The following is a 15,064-nucleotide window of genomic DNA, read 5'->3' as shown; positions in this document are numbered from 1 at the left end:
CCGTAATGCGTCCGTCTTCCACCTTAAGGCCGACCGGCACATCCGGGGCGACGGCCATTGGAGGGGCCGGCTAACGCGTCTGCCGCAGCGTGAAGCCCTTCTTGTCGCTCTCCGCCCTTCTCTCCGCTACGACTGGGGAGGGGTCAGGCCTCCTCGTGCCCCGCCTCGGGCGGCTCGCTCGGATCCGCGCTTTCGCTGTGTCGACGCCCGGTTTCTGGATACCGGCCCTTTAGTGCCTCTCGCGCACCTGCGTCTCTACGGATGGAGCATTCATGAGCGACAACCGCCCCGAGCCCACTGCCGGGCAGCCCGACGGGTCCGGCCCCGAGGAGGGCATCCCCGGCAAGCCCGCGAGCGCCGATCCCGCCCTGGCCGAGCCGACCACGGCACGGGAGCCCCTGCCTCCGAAGCCGGACCAGAGCGGGCCCGAGACGGTCAGCCCGACCGGGCAGGCCACCGGAGCGAACCCGGCCCGGATGGCACAGAGCGGCTCCTACCTGACCACGGCGCAGGGGGCGCGCCTGTACGACACCGATCACTCGCTGAAGGCGGGCCCCAGGGGCCCGGTCCTGCTGCAGGACCACCATCTGCGCGAGAAGATCACCCACTTCGACCACGAGCGGATTCCCGAGCGCGTCGTGCACGCCCGCGGGGCCGCCGCGCACGGTGTCTTCCGCGGCTACGGCTCGGCGGCGAACATCTCGAAGGCGGCCTTTCTGGCCCGCGACGTGGAGACGCCGGTATTCGTCCGGTTCTCCACCGTGCTCGGCTCGCGCGGTTCGGCCGACACCGTGCGTGACACCCGCGGCTTCGCGACCAAGTTCTACACCGAGGAGGGTGTGTTCGACCTGGTCGGCAACAACATCCCGGTGTTCTTCATCCAGGACGCGATCAAGTTCCCCGACATCATCCACGCGGGCAAGCCGCACCCGGACCGGGAGATCCCACAGGCCCAGAGCGCGCACGACACGTTCTGGGACTTCGTCACTCTGCACTCCGAGGCGACGCACCACACGTTGTGGAACATGTCCGACCGGGGCATCCCGCGCTCGTACCGGATGATGGAGGGTTTCGGGGTTCACACCTTCCGTCTGGTCAACGCGGAGGGGGCGACGACGCTCGTCAAGTTCCACTGGAAGCCGAAGCTGGGCGTCCATTCGATGGTCTGGGAGGAGGCCCAGATCACGAGCGGTGTCGACCCGGACTTCCACCGCCGCGACCTGGCCGACGCCATCGAGGCCGGCGCCTTCCCGCAGTGGGAACTGGGCGTGCAGACCTTCCCCGACAACCCCGAGCAGATGTTCGAGGGCATCGACCTCCTCGACCCGACGAAGATCGTCCCCGAGGAGCTGGCGCCGGTCCAGCCGATCGGGCTCATGACCCTGAACGCCAACCCGTCGAACTTCTTCGCCGAGACCGAACAGGTCGCCTTCCACGTGGGCAACCTGGTGCCGGGCATCGATGTGACCAATGACCCCCTGCTCCAGGGGCGCCTGTTCAGTTACGTGGACACCCAGCTCACGCGCCTGGGCGGCCCGAACTTTCCGCAGCTTCCGATCAACCGCACGCACGCGCCGGTCAACGACATGCTGCGCGACGGCATGCACCAGACGGCCGTGCACCGGGGCGTGGCCCCCTACCGGCCCAATTCGCTGGACGGCGGATGCCCGTTCGTCGCCGGAGAGGACACCGGCGCCTTCATCGAGGCGCCGGTGGAGGTGGCGGAGGGAAGGAAGGTGCGCGAGGCGGCGGCTTCCTTCGACGACCACTTCAGCCAGGCCCGGCTCTTCTGGATCAGCATGTCGCCCGTCGAGCGTGAGCACATCATCGGTGCGTACACCTTCGAGCTGGGCAAGTGCTACGAGGAGAACGTCAAGCGGCGAGGTCTTGAGGCGCTCGCGCGGATCGACGGCGCGCTGTGCGAGCGGGTGGCCGCAGGGCTCGGTCTGCCGGCGCCCGCGCCCGCAGAGGCCCTGGCGTCGCCCCAGCCCAGTCCGGCGCTGTCCCAGGTGGGACAGACCTGGCCGCCGGACGGCCGGACCGTCGGCATCGTCGCCGACGACAGCACGGATCTCGCCGCCGTGCGGTCGGCGCGCAGCGCTGTGCTCGACGCCGGCATGGTGCCCCTGATCGTCGCCCCGGCGGGCGGGAAGCTCGACGCGGACGGCGATCCGATCACGGTGCAGCGCACCTTCGCCACCGCCCGGTCCATCGAGTTCGACGCCGTCCTGCTGGCCGGCGTGCCCGGAACCGGAGCCGACGCGCTCGGTGCGCGCGACGCGAAGGCGGGGGACCCGCAGGGTGGGTCCGCCGCGGCGGACCCACGGGTGCTGATGCTGGTGGCCGAGGCGTTCCGCCACGGCAAGGCGATCGGCTTCTGGGACGGCGCCGACGTGCTGCTCACCGCGGCGGGCGTCCCCACGGACGCGCCCGGCGTCGCCTCGGGTTCGGGTGACGAGGTGGTGCGGGAGGTGACCAGGCTCCTGGGGAACCACCGGGCCTGGGAGCGCTTCCCGGTGTCCAACGCATAGGGTCTTTCGTTTGGATCAAACTTTCGCCCGCCGTCCGAGGGACAGGGCGGCGGGCGAAAGCTGTCAGGCGTTGGAGAGCGCGGCCGCAGGGCTGAGGGCGGCGACCACGGGCATACGGTTGTCCGGGGCAGCGCTGACGCCGCGCGTGATCCGCTGGTGACGCAGGCCGCCCAGAACAATGGCTCCGGCGATCAGAAGCCCGCCGGAGACCAGGGCGCCTCGCGCACCGGCGAACTCGAGCAGCAGACCGAGCAGGGGCGGGCCGGCCAGGCCCCACACGGTTCCGGCACTGCGCCAGACTCCGAGCACGCGGCCGCGCATCTCCGGCGCGGGGTCCGTCTGCAGCACGGTCGCGCCCGCGGTGTCGGACAGGGACTCCACGACGGCCATCGGAATGACCAGGAGAACGAGCACGAAGAGTCCAGGGGAGAGCCCGGCCGCCACCTGGAGCAGACCGCCACAGGCTGCCAGGACGCCCACCAGCCGCACGGTCGGCCTGCGCAGCCGGCCCGCGAGAACGGCGCCCACGATTCCGCCCACCGCGAGCACCGTCGAGACGGTGCCGAAATCGCTCTGGCTGCCGTGGAGCGGCCCGATGACGAGGACGACCAGCGTCAACTGGTAGTTGCGTCCGAAGATGGAGCTGAGCCCGGTGATGCCCGCCAGCGCGACGAGACGCGGCCGGCTCATGAAGTACCTGAGCCCGGCCCGCGCGCCGTCCTCGGACCCCCGCTTGCGTGAGGGCGCCTCGGCAGCAGCCACGGCCGGCGCACGGCGGGACTGCGCCGCCTCCTGCACCGCGTGCGCCGCGGGCCGCAGGGACGGGATGACGGCAGCCACGAAGAGGAACGACAGGCCGTTGGCCACGTATGCGGACGAGGTGCCGAGGGTTCCCACCGCCACGGCGGCCAGCGCCGTGCCGCCCAGACGGCCGGCGCTGTGCACCATCGAGCCCAGCGCGATGGCCGAGGGCACATCGTCCTTGGGAACCAGGTCGTTGCCCAGGAGGGACGTCGCAGGGCCGTCGATGGTGTTCACGATGCCGGTCAGCGCCGCCAGGAGCAGCAGGACCGGCATGTTGAGCAGGTCGAGTCCGATCAGCGCCGCGGTGGAGAAGGCGACGAGCCCGAGGACCACCTGGCTCACCATGGCGGTCACCTTGCGGTTCCACCGGTCGACCGCCGCACCGCCGACGACGCCGAGCAGCAGCCCGGGACCGGCCTGCACGGCCAGCGAGAGGCCGGTGGCCGCAGCCGAACCGGTGATCTGCAGGACCAGCAGGTTCTGCACCGTGAGCTGCATCCACGTACCGGCGTTCGATACGAGGTTGGCGACGGACCAGCGGCGCATGCTGGGGGTGCGCAGGCACCGCCAGGGGCTGCCACCGCCGCGGCGCTTGCGCGCACGGGCAGGGGAGACCGGAGAGGACGAGACAGGGGCAGACACAGGGGCAGCACATTTCGAACGGGGCCGGGGGAGTGACACCCACGTCGGCACCGAAGGCGGCGGCGAGGTCGCGGAAGTCTCGGGGCCGGGAACGGTGGCCGCTGTGGTGAGCCGGCCGGCCGCCGGCCGCCTGTTCATGTTCACAAACGCCCGCCGCCGACCCAAGTGCTGCCCGTCGCGGGAGTGTGTCCAAGGGGTCCGGAGGCGCTCAACTCGGCCTGGTCCAGGGGCGATCCGCCGCCCGGTGTTGTTCCTCACAGAGGCCGGTCCGCGGCGCCCGCCCCCGGCCCGCGGTCAGAAGGGCAGGGCGCGCCCGGCTGCGGCGGCCGCACGGTCCGGCCCGCGAAGGCGCAGCGCCCTCCGGCGGGCCGCCGCCCGGCCCGCCGACGACAGGCACCAGTCCCACCAGCGGTCCAGAACCTCCGGTGACAGGCCTTCGCAGGGCACCACCGCGGGCCAGCGCAGCAGCCCCGCCTGCGCCGCGACCTTCGCGCCGCCCCGGACGGGATCCACCACCAGCGCCGGAACTCCCACACGCAGCGCCAGCACCATGCCGTGCAGCCGGTCCGTGACCACCAGGTCCAGCCGCCCGAGGAGCGCGAGGTACTGGTCGGCCGTCCCGCACAGACGCCAGTCGTCCCGCGCCAGCCGGGTATCGGCCTCCACGCGCGCGGCGTCCTTCGTGGGCAGCCAGGCCCCAAGGACGTCGGAGACCTGGTCGTGGCGGCGGAGCGCTCCGTACTCCCCCTGGCCGTGGGTGAGCGCCACGCCCACCAGGGGCGGGGGTGGCTGCGCCGGAGCCGCCGCCGCGAGGTCGGGGAAGCGCCCTTCGCCGCCCCGGTCACGTGCCAAGATCCGGTGGAACCCGGTGACCGCGGGCTCCTTCTCGTCCACCACACTCACTCCGACGGCGGTACGGCGGCACGCGGCGTAGCGCCGGTGCAGTCCGGCCACCTGGGGGCCGTGGACCGGACCGCAGACGAACAGCACCTGCTCGTACGCCTCCGGCACCGCCTCCTCCAGGGTGAGCGCCCCAGGGGCGAAGACGGGGCTCCACGCGCTCTCGTGCGCGATACCCAGGAGATCCAGGGCCGCCGATACGGCTCTTTCGGCGAGGGCGTCACCCGCGGTCACCTCACCGTCGAGGAAGCTGAACCAGCCGGTGACCAGGACCTTGCCCGCCGGTGTGCGGGGACTGAGGAGCGTATCGAGCGCGGAGTGGAGAGCTTCAGCCGTCATCGCCTGCCCTTTCTCGGTTCATTCCAACGGTAGGCCCCGGGATGCGAACGAGCCGTGGTTCGGCAGGATGCGTGTGAGAACCGGGCATGAGCGAACTCCGCCCGGTGCCGTCGGACAGTGGCGGCGCACACGGAGAGTCTCCGCCACCCGATGACGGGCCGGCGGAAGCAGCGGGCGGCACGACGCCCCCGGGCCAGGCCGAGTGGCCGGACCCGACGCGCCCCAGGTGCCGCCCACGGCCTGACGGCTCACCGTGGGCGGGCGTGCGAACGCGCGCCGCGGACGATGTGAAGGGAGACCCAGTTGATGACGCCTTCGGCAAGTGATCGATTGCCCTGGCGGCGCGCCGTAGTGACGGGCGGGGCCGGATTCCTGGGCTCGCACCTGTGTGAGCGCCTCCTGGACGGCGGTGTCGACGTGGACTGCGCCGACAACCTGTCATCGGGGTCGTCCGCGAATGTGGCGCACCTCGCCGGCCGGACCGGGTTCCGCTTCGTCGAGTGCGATGTCTCGGACCCGTCCTGCGCTCAGGAGCTCCCCGGCCCGTACGACCTCGTCCTCCACTTCGCCTGTCCCGCGTCCCCCGCCGACTACCTGCGGATGCCACTGGAGACCCTCGACGTCGGAAGCCTCGGCACCCGCAATCTGCTGGGCATCGCGGCCCGGGACGGCGCCAGGCTGCTCCTGGCGTCGACCTCGGAGGTCTACGGGGACCCCTTGGTCCATCCGCAGCGGGAGGACTACTGGGGCAACGTCAACCCGGTCGGCCCCCGCAGTGTGTACGACGAGTCCAAGCGGTTCTCCGAGGCGCTGGTCACGGCGCACGCGGGGGCCAGGGCGACGAACGCCGGAATCGTCCGGCTGTTCAACACCTACGGACCGCGTATGCGGGCGCACGACGGCCGGGCCGTTCCCACGTTCATCTGCCAGGCACTCGCCGGCGAACCGCTCACGGTCGCCGGGGACGGCAGCCAGACCAGGTCGCTGTGCTACGTGGACGACACGCTCGACGGAGTGCTGCGGGTGGCGGCCAGCCGGTCGGTACGGCCCGTCAACATCGGCGGCAGCGACGAGACGACGGTCCGGGAGATCGCCCGCCGCATCGTCAAACTGACCAACTCCGGCAGCCGGATCGACTTCATCGAACGGCCGGTCGACGACCCCGAGCGGCGCAGGCCGGACACCACGCTCGTACGCGAGATGTTCGGCTGGGAACCGCGCGTGTCCTGGGAAGAGGGGCTGGAACGCACCATCGCGTACTTCTCCTCGCTGACCGGCACCCCGGCCGAGCAGCCGGCCGGCAACGTCTGAAGGAGACACCGCATGCGTGTGCTCGGCATCAACGCACTGTTCCACGACCCGTCGGCCGCCCTCGTCATCGACGGCGAGATCGTCGCCGCCGCCGAGGAGGAACGCTTCAGCAGGCGCAAGCACGGCAAGCGACCCCTGCCCTTCTCGGCCTGGGAACTGCCGGAACTGTCCGCCCGGTGGTGCCTGGAGAAGGCCGGCCTCACGCCGGCGGACCTGGACGCGGTCGCCTACTCGTACGACCACGAACTCGCACGTCCGGCCGAGGAGATGGGCCTGGACGACCCATGGGACCGGCTGCGGCAGGTCTACGCCCGCAAGGCTCCCGAATTCCTGGCCGAGACGCTGCCCGGCCTGGACCCCGACAAGGTCCGCTTCGTCGCCCACCACGTGGCGCACGCCGCGTCCGCCGGGCTCGCCGCGCCCCTGGGCGACTGTGCGGTGCTCGTCCTCGACGGGCGCGGCGAGTGCTCCTCGCAACTGGCCGGGAACTACACGGCCGGCCGGCTCGACGTCCTGTCCACCCAGCCGCTGCCGGAGTCGCTCGGCCTCTTCTACGAGGAACTCACCGACCACCTCGGGTTCCTGCGCAGCAGCGACGAGTTCAAGGTGATGGCGCTCGCCTCGTACGGCAGGCCGCGCTTCGCCGACCGGATCGCCGAACGGGTCCACGGACGCGGCGACGGAGGCTTCAGCGCCAGTGACGTCCGCTGGAGCGACTTCGCGCCGCCCAGGAGCGCCGGTGACCCGTACTCCCAGGAGCACGCCGACCTCGCGGCCAGTGCCCAGCGCTGCCTGGAGGACACCCTTCTCGACCTGGGCCGCTGGCTCCACGACCGCACCGGGGCCACCGGCCTGGCGTTCGCCGGGGGAGTGGCCCTGAACTGCGTCGCGAACGCGCGACTGCACCGCGAAGGGCCCTTCGAACGGGTCTGGGTGCAGCCGGCCGCCGGTGACGCCGGAACCGCCCTCGGCGCGGCCCTGCACGTCGCGGCGGAGCAGGGCCCGGTACGGCCGATGGCCACCGCGGCACTCGGCAGGGGCTGGAGCGACGAAGAGCTGCGGCGGATCCTGGAGACGGCCGCGCTGCCCTACGAGGAACCCGAGGACCTGGCCGCGGCCGTGGCCGAGGAACTGGCCCAGGACGGAATCGTCGCCTGGTTCCAGGGCCGCAGCGAGTTCGGCCCCCGGGCGCTCGGCCACCGTTCCCTGCTCGCCCATCCCGGACGCGCCGAGAACCTGGAGCGGCTGAACGCGGTGAAGGGGCGGGAGGAATTCCGCCCGGTCGCCCCGATGGTCCTGGCCGAACGGGCATCGGAACTCTTCGACGGGCCGCTGCCCAGCCCCTACATGCTCTTCGTCCACGAGGTGGCCGAGGAGTGGAAGTCCCGCATCCCCGCGGTCGTCCACGTCGACGGCACGGCGCGGATCCAGACCGTGGACCGTACGACCGAGCCACTCGTCGCCCGGATGCTCACCGCGTTCGAACAGCGGACCGGGCTGCCGGTCGTGGTCAACACCAGCCTGAACACGGCGGGCCGGCCCATGGTCGACCACCCGCGCGAGGCGCTGGAATGCTTCGGATCGGCGCCCGTCGACCTGCTGGCCATCGGCCCCTTCCTCGTCCGCCGCGCGAAGGCGTTCTCATGACGGCGGGCGACGCGAGCGACCAGGACCTGTCCCCCGACTCCTACTCCGTGGTCATCCCCACCATCGGCCGCCGCTGCCTGGCCGACTGCCTGGAAGCGCTGGCCGCGGCGGCGCTGCCCGCCCCGTACGAGGTGTTCCTCGTCGACGACCGCCCGGCCGCCGACGGCCCCCTGGAGACCCGTGGCGCGGGCCCGCTGACGGACCGTCTCCGGCTGCTCGCCACCGGCGGGCGGGGACCGGCCGCCGCGCGCAACGCGGGCCTGCGGGAAGTAGCCACCCCCTGGGTCGTGTTCCTCGACGACGACGTGCGGGTGACCGCCGACTGGGGCAGCCGGCTCGCCGACGACCTGGCGGGGGCCGGTCCGATGACCGTGGGCGTGCAGGGCCGGCTGACCGTCCCGCTGCCCACCGACCGCGAGCCCACCGACTGGGAACGCTGCACGGCGGGCCTCCAGGAAGCCGCCTGGGCCACCGCGGACATGGCCTACCGCACCCAGGCGCTGATGACGGCAGGCGGCTTCGACGAACGGTTCCGCCGCGCGTTCCGCGAGGACGCCGACCTGGCCCTGCGCATGATGGACGCGGGCTGGAGGCTCGCCAGGGGCAGCCGCTCCACGCTGCACCCCGTCCGGCCCGCGGACCGTATGGTCTCCGTACGCGCACAGCGCGGAAACGCCGACGACGCGCTGATGCACCACCTCCACGGCGCCGACTGGTGGACCAGGGCCGCGGCTCCCCGGGGCCGGCTGCCCCGCCACCTCGCCGTCACCGCCGCCGCCCTCGCGGCGGCGGCCCTCGCGCTGGGCGGACGCCGCCGGGGCGCGGCGGTGGCCGCGGGGCTGTGGGCCCTGGGCACCGCGGAGTTCGCCTGGGCCCGGATCGCCCCCGGACCGAGGACCGCGCCCGAGGTCGCGACCATGATCGGCACGAGTGTCGTCATCCCGCCCCTCGCCGTCCGCCACTGGGCCGTGGGCCGGGTACGGCACCGAGGCGCCACGCCCTGGGGGGGCCACGCATGACGGAACGCCGCGACGAAACCGCAGAGCCACGGGTCCCCGGACCGGCCGTCCGCCCGGCCGCCGTCCTGTTCGACCGGGACGGAACCCTGGTCCACGACGTGCCCTACAACGCCGACCCGCGCCGGGTCCGTGCGATACCCGGCGCCGCCGAAGCCGTACGGCTCGTACGCGAGGCCGGTCTGCGGACCGGTGTCGTCAGCAACCAGTCCGGGATCGGACGCGGCCTGCTCACCCACGAGGACGTGCGCCGGGTCAACGCGCGCGTCGACGAGACGGTCGGCCCGTTCGACGTCTGGCTCTACTGCCCGCACCACCCCGACAGCGGATGCCACTGCCGCAAGCCGCGCCCCGGACTGGTGTCGGAGGCGGCCCGGCTGCTCGGGGTGCGCCCCGCCGACTGCGTGGTGATCGGTGACATCGCGGCCGACGTGCTCGCCGCCAGGGCGGCCGGCGCCGAGGGCATCCTCGTCCCCACCGCGGCCACCCTGCCCCGGGAGACGGCGGCCGAGGCGGAACCCGCCCCCGACATCCTGTCCGCTGTGCGCCGCCTGCTGACCCGGCCCTGCCGGGACTCCGTCCCCTGCGCGACCGACGGGGGGCCGGCATGAACGTACTCGTCGTACGACTCGACAGCTTCGGTGACGTGCTGCTCGCCGGCCCCGCCGTCCGGGCCGCGGCAGCGCGCGCCTCCCGGCTCACCATGCTGTGCGGGCCCCTGGGTGAGCCCGCGGCCCGCATGCTCCCCGGCGTGGACGACGTGATCGTCTGGCAGGCGCCCTGGGAGGGCACCCACCCACCACCCGTCGAGGAGGCGGACATCCCGGGGCTCGTCGACTCGCTGCGGGCCCGGGCCTACGACGCCGCGCTCGTCCTGACCTCCTTCCACCAGAGCCCGCTGCCCACGGCGCTGCTCCTCCGCATGGCCGGCGTCCGCAGCATCGGCGCCGACAGCACCGACCACGCCGGACAGCTCCTCGACGTACGGCACCACAGACTTCCCGGCAGGCACGAGGCGGAGGCGGCCCTCGACGTGGCCGCGGCCATGGGGTTCCCGCCGCCGCCGGGGGACGACGGCCGGCTGCGCGTCCTTCCGCCGCCCGACACCGCCGCGCTGACGGGCAACGGCCCCTACGTCGTCGTCCATCCGGGTGCGAGCGCCGCGGCACGGTCGTGGGACGCCGAACGGCACGCCGAGGCAGTCCAGTTGCTGGCCGACGCGGGACACCGGGTCGTCGTCACCGGAGGGCCCGGGGAGACGGAGCTGACGCGGCTGGTCAGCGGCGATGTCGCGGTCGACCTCGGAGGGCGTACCAGCCCCCGGAAACTGTCCGGCGTGCTGTGGGGCGCCGACGCGCTCGTCTGTGCGAACACCGGCCCCGCCCATCTGGCCGCGGCCGTCGGAACCCCCGTCGTCTCCCTCTTCGCGCCGGTCGTGCCCGCCGAGCGGTGGGCCCCGTACGGCGTTCCCACGGTGCTGCTCGGCGACCAGCTGGCGGAGTGCGCCGACAGCCGGGCGCGCGTGTGCCCGGTGCCCGGACACCCCTGCCTGAACGGCGTCACGGCCCAGGACGTGGTGAGCGCCGTGCACAAGCTGCTGAAGGAGAGCTCATGAACATTCTGATCTGGCACGTGCACGGCTCATGGCTGACCTCCTTCGTCCAGGGCCCGCACACCTACCTCGTGCCGGTCACGCCCGACCGGGGTCCGGACGGGCTCGGGCGCGCCCGGACGTGGACCTGGCCGCAGAGCGTGCGTGAGCGCACTCCGGAGGAACTGCGGGACACCGACATCGACCTCGTCGTCCTCCAACGGCCGCACGAGATCGAGCTCACCCGTGCCTGGACCGGCCGGCGGCCGGGACAGGACGTCCCCGCCGTGTACGTCGAGCACAACAGCCCCCACGAGTCCGCCGTCGACACGGTGCACCCGCTGGCGGACCGCTCCGACATCCCCGTCGTCCACGTCACCCACTTCAACCGGCTGATGTGGGACAACGGCCGCGCCCCCACCGACGTCATCGAGCACGGAATCATCGACCCCGGGCACCTGTGGACGGGCACCGAACCCCGGGCCGCCGTCGTCGTCAACGAACCGGTGCGCCGCGGCCGCACCACCGGCACGGACCTGCTGCCCGGCTTCGCCGCCGCGGCGCCGCTGGACGTCTTCGGCATGGGCACGCAGCACCTGGCCGACCGGCTCGGGCTGCCGCCGGAACTCTGCCGGACCGCCGAACTCCCCCAGAGCGAACTCCACCCCGCCATGGCACAGCGCCGCGTCTACCTCCACCCGGTGCGGTGGACCTCGCTCGGGCTCTCCCTCCTCGAAGCGATGTTCCTCGGCATGCCCGTGGTCGCCCTGGGGACCACGGAGGTCCGGGAAGCGGTGCCACCGGACGCGGGAGTGGTGTCCAACCGGCCCGAGGTGCTGAACGATGCGCTGCGCCACTTCCTCGCGGACATCGGCCACGCCCGACGGGTCGGGGAGCGGGCCCGCGCCGCGGCCCGTGCCAGGTACGGAGTCCAGCGGTTTCTGGACGACTGGGAACGACTCATGAAAGAGGTCACGCGATGACGTACTCCAAGCCGCGCCCCGGCCGGATCGCCCTGGTGTCCGAACACGCGAGCCCTCTCGCCGAGCTGGGCGGCCCCGACGCCGGCGGACAGAACGTCTACGTGGCGCAACTGGCCGCACGGCTGGCCGGGCGCGGACACGACGTCACCGTCTACACCCGGCGGGACAGCCCCGACCTCCCCACGCTCGTCCGCACACCGCTCGGCGTGAAGGTCGTCCACGTGCCCGCGGGACCGCCGACCGCCGTACCGAAGGACGAACTGCTCGCCTGGATGCCCGACTTCGGCGGCTACCTCTCCCGGATGTGGCGCCTGGCGCGCCCCGACGTCGTCCACGCCCACTTCTGGATGTCCGGCCTCGCCGCGCTCACCGGCACCCGCGGCACGGGCATCCCCGTCGTGCAGACCTATCACGCGCTCGGCACGGTGAAGAGGCGCTACCAGGGCCCGGAGGACACCAGCCCGCCCGAACGCATCGACATCGAGGCCCGGATCGGCCTTGAGGCCGACCGCACCATCGCGACGTGCGCCGACGAGGTCGTCGAGCTCGTCGCGATGGGCGTCCCGAAGGAGCGGATCTCCGTCGTCCCCTGCGGCGTCGACACCACCCGCTTCTCGCCCGTGCCCGACCCGGGCCGTCCACCGGGTGCGCCCCGCCGCCTCCTGTCCGTCGGGCGCCTCGTGCCCCGTAAGGGATTCGACCGGGCGATCAAGGCCCTGGCCGACGTGCCGAACGCCGAACTCCTCATCGCCGGAGGCCCCGACGCCCCCCTGCTCTTCGCCGATCCGGAAGCCGAACGGCTGCGCAAGATCGCGTCCGAGTACGGCGTCGCCGAGCGGGTCACGATGCTTGGCTGCGTACCGCAGGAGAGGATGCCCGCGCTCATGTCCAGCGCCGACCTGCTGCTGTCGCTGCCCCGCTACGAGCCGTTCGGCATCGTGCCCATCGAGGCGATGGCCTGCGGAACACCGGTCGTCGCCACGGCCGTCGGCGGCCAGCTGGACACCGTGGTCGACGGGGTCACCGGCACCCTCGTACCGCCCGCCGACGACGGCGGCCACGATCTGGCCGCCACGATCCGTTCCCTTCTCGACGACCCCGCCCGGCGCGCCCGGTACGGAGAAGCCGGCCGCGCCCACGCACTCGCCCGCTACACCTGGGACGAAGTGACGGACGGCGTCGCACGGGTCTACGCCCAGCTCACACCGGTTCCCCTGCCCACGGAGGTGGCACGATGAAGCTCATCACCCCCGGCCAGCACTGTGACGACCTGGCGCGCGCCCTGCCGGCCTTCCGACGGGCCGCCGGAGTGACGGAGCGCTGGGGCGCGGCCCTGGCCCGCGTCCTGTCCGACGGAGGCAGGCTGCTCGTGGCGGGCAACGGCGGGAGCGCCGCCCAGGCACAGCACCTGACGGCCGAACTCGTCGGCCGCTACCGGGACGACCGCCCGGCGTACTCGGCCATCGCCCTGCACGCCGACACCTCGTCCACCACCGCCATCGCCAACGACTACGGCGTGCACGAGGTGTTCGCCCGGCAGACGTGCGCCCACGGACGGCCCGGAGACGTGCTGATGCTGCTGTCGACGAGCGGCGCGAGCGCCAACCTCCTGGGCGCGGCGACCGAGGCCATGCGCATCGGCATGCCCGTCTGGTCCCTCACCGGACCCGCGCCCAACCCGCTGGCGGCTGCCAGTGACGAGGCCCTGACCGTCGAGGCCGGCGTCGCGTCGACGGTCCAGGAACTCCACCTGGTCGCCGTCCACATGATCTGCGAGAGCTTCGACCGGGAGATCGCCGCCCGCGCCGCCCGCAGCGAGCGCCCCCGGTCCGTGGACGGCCGGCCGACCGAGGAGGACCTCGCATGAAGCCCCGCACCCCGTTGCTCATCGTCGGTGACGCCCTGCTCGACCTCGATGTCTCCGGACGCGCCGAGCGCCTGGCACCGGACGCGCCCGTCCCCGTCGTCGGACACGCCGAGCGCCGGGCCCGTCCCGGCGGCGCGGCCCTCGCGGCCTGCCTCGCCGCCGCGGACGGCAGGGACATCACCTTCGTCACCGCCCTCGGCGACGACGAGTCCTCCCGCGCGGTACGGGACATGCTCAGGGACCGCGTCCGTCTCGTCGAGATCCCGCTGACCGGGACACTGGCCTCCAAGACCAGGCTCATGGCCGACGGCCGTCCGCTGCTCCGGCTCGACGAGGGCGACGGGCGGGCCGCCGGCACCACGGCTGAGGCCGACGAGGCCGTCGCCGGCGCCCGCGCGGTCCTGGTCGCCGACTACGGCCGCGGCGTGGCGGACGTCCTGCGCGACGCCCTGTCCCGCCGGGCCGCCCACGCGCCCCTCGTCTGGGACCCGCACCCCGCCGGAGGACCACCCGTCGCGGGCACCCGGATGGCCACGCCGGCGGCGTCCGAAGCCCGTCACTTCGCCGAACAGGACGCACGGCGGTCCGCCGGTTCCGCCCCGGGCGAGAACAGCCGCCACCGGCTGCGCACGGCAGCGGCGGACGCCCGGACCCTGCTGGACCGGTGGGACATCGCCTCCATGGCGGTCACCCTGGGGGAGGACGGCGCCATGCTCGTGCGCGACGGCGCTCCGCTGCTCGTCCCCGCCCCCTGGAAGGCGACCGGCGACTGCTGTGGAGCCGGAGACAGGTTCGCCGTCACGGTCGCCGGGCGGCTGGCCGACGGAGAACTGCCCGAAATGGCCGTACGGGACGCGGTCGGCGCCGCCGCCCGGTTCGTCAGCGACGGCGGGGCGCACGCGGTGCTGCACGGACCCGCCGCGGCCGAGGGCGACAGGGGACCCGCCGACGGGGCCCATGAAGTGGTGCGACGCGTCCGCGAGCGGCACGGCACCGTCGTCGCCGCGGGCGGCTGCTTCGACCTGCTGCACGCCGGACACGTGGAACTCCTCCAGGCCGCCCGCAAGGTCGGGGACTGCCTCGTCGTCTGCGTGAACTCCGACGCGTCCGTACGGCGCCGCAAGGGCGGCGGGCGCCCCGTCGTGCCGGCCGCCGACCGCGTCCGGGTGCTCAGCGCGCTGGACTGCGTCGACGCGGTGATCGTGTTCGACGAGGACACCCCGGAACGCCTGCTGGCGGAACTGCGGCCCGACGTCTGGGCCAAGGGCGGTGACTACGCGCTCTCCGACCTTCCCGAAGCCGGGCTCCTGGAGAGCTGGGGCGGCCAGGTGGTCCTGCTCCCGTACCTCGACGGCCGCTCCAGCACCAGGCTGGTGGAGCGGGCCGCCCTCGGACCCGTGAGCCCCGCACGACCCACGCGACGGAGGTGACCC

General features: G+C 73.2%; 12 protein-coding genes. 10 read left to right on the top strand and 2 right to left on the bottom strand.

Features of this window, described 5'->3' with window-relative positions; all coding sequences use genetic code 11:
* Positions 1–272 precede the first annotated feature (272 nt).
* A complete protein-coding gene (locus ABTX18_RS23565; RefSeq protein WP_352124711.1) occupies positions 273–2,531 on the top strand; it encodes a catalase in 2,259 nt (752 codons plus the stop codon).
* Positions 2,532–2,594: 63 nt separating this feature from the next.
* Here the strand turns inward: ABTX18_RS23565 and ABTX18_RS23560 are convergent, their stop codons facing one another.
* Positions 2,595–3,881 (bottom strand): MFS transporter, encoded by a 1,287-nt coding sequence (locus ABTX18_RS23560; RefSeq protein ID WP_503061199.1) that lies wholly within the window; start codon positions 3,879–3,881, stop codon positions 2,595–2,597.
* Positions 3,882–4,271: 390 nt separating this feature from the next.
* On the bottom strand, positions 4,272–5,216 hold the full coding sequence (locus ABTX18_RS23555; RefSeq protein ID WP_352124709.1) for a polysaccharide pyruvyl transferase family protein: 945 nt from the start codon (positions 5,214–5,216) through the stop codon (positions 4,272–4,274).
* Between the two features lie 306 nt (positions 5,217–5,522).
* Here ABTX18_RS23555 and ABTX18_RS23550 point away from each other — a divergent pair, with 306 nt between their 5' ends.
* The 9 genes from ABTX18_RS23550 to rfaE2 are packed head-to-tail and all read left to right on the top strand — an operon-like array spanning position 5,523 to position 15,061.
* Positions 5,523–6,527, top strand: a complete 1,005-nt coding sequence (locus ABTX18_RS23550) for an NAD-dependent epimerase/dehydratase family protein (RefSeq protein WP_352124708.1) — start codon at positions 5,523–5,525, stop codon at positions 6,525–6,527.
* A gap of 12 nt (positions 6,528–6,539) precedes the next feature.
* The gene (locus tag ABTX18_RS23545; protein ID WP_352124707.1) at positions 6,540–8,174 is read left to right on the top strand and encodes a carbamoyltransferase family protein; all 1,635 of its coding nucleotides are present in this window, start codon (positions 6,540–6,542) and stop codon (positions 8,172–8,174) included.
* The gene (locus ABTX18_RS23540) at positions 8,171–9,193 is read left to right on the top strand and encodes a glycosyltransferase family 2 protein (RefSeq protein WP_352124706.1); all 1,023 of its coding nucleotides are present in this window, start codon (positions 8,171–8,173) and stop codon (positions 9,191–9,193) included. The genes ABTX18_RS23545 and ABTX18_RS23540 overlap by 4 nt, the downstream gene beginning before the upstream one ends.
* Positions 9,190–9,801, top strand: a complete 612-nt coding sequence (locus ABTX18_RS23535) for a D-glycero-alpha-D-manno-heptose-1,7-bisphosphate 7-phosphatase (RefSeq protein ID WP_352124705.1) — start codon at positions 9,190–9,192, stop codon at positions 9,799–9,801. Before ABTX18_RS23540 ends, ABTX18_RS23535 begins: the two co-directional genes overlap by 4 nt.
* Positions 9,798–10,805, top strand: a complete 1,008-nt coding sequence (locus ABTX18_RS23530; protein WP_352124704.1) for a glycosyltransferase family 9 protein — start codon at positions 9,798–9,800, stop codon at positions 10,803–10,805. The genes ABTX18_RS23535 and ABTX18_RS23530 overlap by 4 nt, the downstream gene beginning before the upstream one ends.
* Entirely contained in the window at positions 10,802–11,764 is a 963-nt protein-coding gene (locus ABTX18_RS23525) for a glycosyltransferase (protein WP_352124703.1), read from the top strand. The genes ABTX18_RS23530 and ABTX18_RS23525 overlap by 4 nt, the downstream gene beginning before the upstream one ends.
* Positions 11,761–13,002 (top strand): glycosyltransferase, encoded by a 1,242-nt coding sequence (locus ABTX18_RS23520; RefSeq protein WP_352124702.1) that lies wholly within the window; start codon positions 11,761–11,763, stop codon positions 13,000–13,002. Before ABTX18_RS23525 ends, ABTX18_RS23520 begins: the two co-directional genes overlap by 4 nt.
* Positions 12,999–13,631, top strand: coding sequence for a D-sedoheptulose-7-phosphate isomerase (locus ABTX18_RS23515; RefSeq protein WP_352124701.1), 633 nt, complete (start codon positions 12,999–13,001; stop codon positions 13,629–13,631). The genes ABTX18_RS23520 and ABTX18_RS23515 overlap by 4 nt, the downstream gene beginning before the upstream one ends.
* The gene (gene rfaE2, locus ABTX18_RS23510) at positions 13,628–15,061 is read left to right on the top strand and encodes a D-glycero-beta-D-manno-heptose 1-phosphate adenylyltransferase (RefSeq protein WP_352124700.1); all 1,434 of its coding nucleotides are present in this window, start codon (positions 13,628–13,630) and stop codon (positions 15,059–15,061) included. Before ABTX18_RS23515 ends, rfaE2 begins: the two co-directional genes overlap by 4 nt.
* Positions 15,062–15,064 lie beyond the last annotated feature (3 nt).

The sequence above is a fragment of the Streptomyces sp. NPDC096323 genome (genome assembly GCF_040302845.1).
Classification (GTDB): Bacteria; Actinomycetota; Actinomycetes; order Streptomycetales; family Streptomycetaceae; genus Streptomyces.
This window is presented reverse-complemented; position numbering and strand designations above follow the sequence as displayed.

Bases quoted from the DNA above. Each gene is read 5' to 3' on its own strand.
- ABTX18_RS23530 (WP_352124704.1), top strand. From the start codon at position 9,798: ATGAACGTACTCGTCGTACGACTCGACAGCTTCGGTGACGTGCTGCTC.
- ABTX18_RS23555 (WP_352124709.1), bottom strand. From the start codon at position 5,216: ATGACGGCTGAAGCTCTCCACTCCGCGCTCGATACGCTCCTCAGTCCC.
- ABTX18_RS23535 (WP_352124705.1), top strand. From the start codon at position 9,190: ATGACGGAACGCCGCGACGAAACCGCAGAGCCACGGGTCCCCGGACCG.
- ABTX18_RS23540 (WP_352124706.1), top strand. From the start codon at position 8,171: ATGACGGCGGGCGACGCGAGCGACCAGGACCTGTCCCCCGACTCCTAC.
- rfaE2 (WP_352124700.1), top strand. From the start codon at position 13,628: ATGAAGCCCCGCACCCCGTTGCTCATCGTCGGTGACGCCCTGCTCGAC.
- ABTX18_RS23525 (WP_352124703.1), top strand. From the start codon at position 10,802: ATGAACATTCTGATCTGGCACGTGCACGGCTCATGGCTGACCTCCTTC.
- ABTX18_RS23545 (WP_352124707.1), top strand. From the start codon at position 6,540: ATGCGTGTGCTCGGCATCAACGCACTGTTCCACGACCCGTCGGCCGCC.
- ABTX18_RS23515 (WP_352124701.1), top strand. From the start codon at position 12,999: ATGAAGCTCATCACCCCCGGCCAGCACTGTGACGACCTGGCGCGCGCC.
- ABTX18_RS23520 (WP_352124702.1), top strand. From the start codon at position 11,761: ATGACGTACTCCAAGCCGCGCCCCGGCCGGATCGCCCTGGTGTCCGAA.
- ABTX18_RS23565 (WP_352124711.1), top strand. From the start codon at position 273: ATGAGCGACAACCGCCCCGAGCCCACTGCCGGGCAGCCCGACGGGTCC.
- ABTX18_RS23550 (WP_352124708.1), top strand. From the start codon at position 5,523: ATGACGCCTTCGGCAAGTGATCGATTGCCCTGGCGGCGCGCCGTAGTG.
- ABTX18_RS23560 (WP_503061199.1), bottom strand. From the start codon at position 3,881: ATGCGCCGCTGGTCCGTCGCCAACCTCGTATCGAACGCCGGTACGTGG.